Origin of the sequence: Actinoplanes sp. NPDC048791 (assembly GCF_040650095.1) — a bacterium.
Lineage (GTDB): Bacteria > Actinomycetota > Actinomycetes > Mycobacteriales > Micromonosporaceae > Actinoplanes.
On sequence record NZ_JBEZGQ010000839.1, the window covers coordinates 1 to 3,679 of the forward strand.

Here is a 3,679-nt window from a genome sequence, read left to right on the forward strand (position 1 = left end):
CTGCTGGCCGCCCGCAGCCTGGGCCTGGTCAAGGTCAACGAGGCCGACCTGCCCGAGACCGCCGCCCGGCTGGACGCCGACGCCGAGCGCTGCCGGGCCGGCGCCGAGTCCTTCGTCAACCCGGCGAAGTCGCTGGCGCTGGGCCTGGCCGGCTCGATCCCGATCGTGTGGGGCTCGTCCCCGCTGGCCACGGTCGCCGCCCGGCGCTTCGCCGACACCCTGGCCGCCAACGCCCGCTATCCGGTGATGGCCGGTGCGCTGGGTGAGGCCGGCCGCGGCCGGGTCGGCCTGCTCGACGGGCCGTTCGGCGGCCTGGCCGAGTCGTCGCGCGACATCTTCGCCGACCCGGACGAGCTGGCGGAGCTCAGCACCCGGCTGCGGCTGGTGGTGCTGCGCGACGGCGGGCTCAACCCCGAGGAGGAGGCCGACGAGCCGGTGGCCGTCGAGGAGCGCCGCGCCGACGCGGTGCAGACCCTCGCGGAGCGCCGCGGCGTGCGCTGCGACGTGGTCACCGCCGAGGGCGGCTCGGCCCTGGAACGGCTCGCGTCGCTGGTCGCCGTGCCCGACTTCGCCTCGATCTACCTGGCGCTGGCCCACGGCCTGGACCCGATGGCCGTGCCGGCCATCAACGAGATGAAGGAGCTGAGCAACCCGATGCCGGAGGGACTCCAGTGAGCGCGGGCGGCGGCACCAAGGCGATCATCGCCGCCCTCGCGGCGAACCTGGGCATCGCGGCCACCAAGTTCGTGGCCTGGCTGCTGACCAGCTCGTCGTCGATGCTGGCCGAGTCCATCCACTCGGTCGCCGACTCCGGCAACCAGGCGCTGCTGCTGCTCGGCGGCAAGCGCGCGCAGCGCAAGGCCACCCCGGAACACCCCTTCGGGTACGGCCGGGAGCGCTACATCTACGCGTTCATCGTCTCCATCGTGCTGTTCAGCGTCGGCGGCCTGTTCGCGCTGTACGAGGCGTACCACAAGATCCAGGAGAAGGAGGGCATCCACGAGTGGCAGTGGGTGCCGGTGACCGTCCTGGTCGTGGCGATCGGCCTGGAGAGCTACTCGTTCCGGACGGCCATCAAGGAGTCCAACCACACCCGCGGCAAGACCTCCTGGGTCAACTTCGTACGCCGGGCCAAGGCTCCGGAGCTGCCGGTGGTGCTGCTGGAGGACGCGGGCGCGCTGATCGGCCTGGTGTTCGCGCTGTTCGGCGTGGTGCTGACCCTGATCACCGGCAACGGCGTCTGGGACGGCATCGGCACCGCGGCCATCGGCCTGCTGCTGGTCACCATCGCGGCCATCCTGGCCCTGGAGACCAAGAGCCTGCTGCTCGGCGAGGGCGCCAACCCGGAGGACGTCGCCAAGATCCAGCAGGCGATCATGGCCGGTCCCGGCGTCGAGCGGATCATCCACATGAAGACGCTGCACCTGGGCCCCGAGGAGCTGCTGGTGGCCGCGAAGATCGCGGTGCAGCCGTCGGAGCTCGCCGCGGATGTGGCCCGGCACATCAACGAGACCGAGGTACGGATCCGCCAGGCGCTGCCCATCGCCCGCGTGATCTACCTGGAGCCCGACATCTACCACCCGCAGGCCGGGGCGGTCTCGGCGGCCGAGGCCGGCACCCTGCCCGCGACGGCGTAACTCTTCACGAAACGGGGCGGCTGTGGCTGCTGTTCTCCCCCTGCGGGGTGTCATCCGGCCGTACGCCTGGGGCTCGCGGAGCGCGCTGGCCGAGCTGCAGGGCCGGCCGGCGCCCACCGACGCTCCCGAGGCGGAGCTGTGGCTGGGTGCCCATCCGGGTGACCCGTCCACGGTGACCGGGCCGGACGGCCCGGTCAGCCTGGCCGCGCTGATCGGTGACGACCCGAAGGGTCAGCTGGGCGCCGAGGTCGCCGACGAGTTCGGGGCCCGGCTGCCGTACCTGATGAAGGTGCTGGCCGCCGAGGCGCCGCTGTCACTGCAGGCCCACCCGGACGACGAGTACGCGAAGCAGGCGTACGCGGCCCAGGAGGCCGACCCGCAGGCGCCGCGCAACTACACGGACGCGCACCACAAGCCGGAGATGCTGGTCGCGCTCACGCCGTTCGACGCGCTCTGTGGTTTCCGGGCCCCGGACGTGTCCGCGGCGGTCCTGGAGGGTCTGCGCATCCCGCGCCTGGCCCCGGTGATCGCGGCCCTGCGGGCTGGTCCGGCCGGGCTGCGTGACGCCGTCCAGGTGCTGCTGACCTGGCCGGCGGACGACCGCGCAGCCCTGATCGGGGACGTGCTCACGGCGGCCCGCGCCGACGGCGAGTACGCCCGGAGCTACGCCCTCGCTCGCGACCTGGCCGGCCGCTACCCGGACGACCCGGGTGTGCTGGTCGCCCTGCTGCTCAACCAGGTCCGCCTGGCGCCGGGCGAGGCGATCTACATGCCGGCCGGCAACCTGCACGCCTACCTGAGCGGCACGGGCATCGAGATCATGGCGGCCAGCGACAACGTCCTGCGCGGCGGGCTGACCCCGAAGCGGGTGGACGTCGACGAGTTGCTGCGCGTGCTGCGCTTCGAGGTCCTGGCCGAGCCGATCCTGCCGGCGACGCAGGTCGCGCCGGGCGTGCAGACGTGGTCGGTGCCGGTGCGCGAGTTCGCGCTCTACCGGCTCGAGCTCACGCCGGCCGGCCCGCCGTTGCCGCTGCCGGGGGAGGGGCCGCGCATCGTCCTGGGCGTTCGCGGCGACGTGTTCGTGGCCGAGGCGGTCGACGGCACGCCGGTCGAGGTGACGCCCGGGACGGCGGCCTATGTCCCGGCCGAGACGGGTCCGGCCACGGTGGCCGGCGTCGGCGAGGTCTTCGTGGCGGCCGTCGCCTCCTGACCCGTACGCGCCTCTGCGAGGATTTCTCGCATGGGTAGTGCTGAGAACATCGACATCCGCCCGGGCGCCGTCGCTGACGTGCCGATCGTGCTGGAGTTGCTCGACAAGGCGGTCCGCTGGCTGGTGGCGCGGGGCCGGCCCGGTCAGTGGGGCACTGAACCGCTGTCCGCCCGGCCCCAGCTCCACGCCTCGACCAGCGACGCGGCCCGGGCCGGCAATCTGTTCCTGGCGTACCTCGGCGGGCAGCCGGTGGGTGCGCTGACGGTGGGCAACACGCCCGCCTACGTCCCGCCGGCTCCGGAGCCCGAGCTGTACGTGAACCTCCTGGTCACCGATCGCGACCACCCGGGACACAACGTCGGCGGACGGCTGCTGGACCACGCCCGGCAACTGGGCCGGGCGCGCGGGGCAGTCCTGCTGCGGGTGGACTGCTACGCCGGCGACGATCAGGCGCTGATCCGCTACTACGAAGGTCAGGGATTTCAGCGGGTCGGTCTGTTCGAGGTTGCCCGGGACAACGCCGCCGCCTGGCCCGGGCAGCTGCTTCAGGACCGCCTCGATGACGCGCCGTCACCCGCTGCGGACGCCACAACTTAAGGATTCGACCCGAAATTTGCCGATTTGCTTGACATGGCGTGTGCGGAGTGTGAATCTATAAACACGCAGCGTCATTGGTGATCGGGGGGTCCCACGGACGCGCGCGGTACCAAACCGGGGGGATGAACGGGGCGGCGGATCTTCGGATCCGTCGCCCCGTTCGCTGTCCGGAACCCGAAGGCCGGGGCCTGCCGGACGATCCTCCCGGCGGCCGCGACGCCGACAACGTGTCGCG

General features: G+C 72.5%; 4 protein-coding genes. All 4 read left to right on the top strand.

Going from position 1 to position 3,679, the window contains the following annotated elements:
• Window positions 1–675 (top strand): SIS domain-containing protein (locus AB0C29_RS38095; RefSeq protein WP_360831114.1); only part of this gene is annotated, 675 nt, incomplete at its 5' end.
• Window positions 672–1,637, top strand: a complete 966-nt coding sequence (locus tag AB0C29_RS38100) for a cation diffusion facilitator family transporter (RefSeq protein WP_360831117.1) — start codon at window positions 672–674, stop codon at window positions 1,635–1,637. The genes AB0C29_RS38095 and AB0C29_RS38100, both read left to right, overlap by 4 nt.
• 22 nt (window positions 1,638–1,659) lie before the next feature.
• Window positions 1,660–2,847 (top strand): mannose-6-phosphate isomerase, class I, encoded by a 1,188-nt coding sequence (gene manA, locus AB0C29_RS38105; RefSeq protein WP_360831120.1) that lies wholly within the window; start codon window positions 1,660–1,662, stop codon window positions 2,845–2,847.
• Window positions 2,848–2,877: 30 nt separating this feature from the next.
• Window positions 2,878–3,444, top strand: coding sequence for a GNAT family N-acetyltransferase (locus AB0C29_RS38110; RefSeq protein WP_360831123.1), 567 nt, complete (start codon window positions 2,878–2,880; stop codon window positions 3,442–3,444).
• Window positions 3,445–3,679 lie beyond the last annotated feature (235 nt).

Excerpts from the sequence above, each read along its gene's own strand:
- AB0C29_RS38110 (WP_360831123.1), top strand. The coding sequence starts at position 2,878 with ATGGGTAGTGCTGAGAACATCGACATCCGCCCGGGCGCCGTCGCTGAC.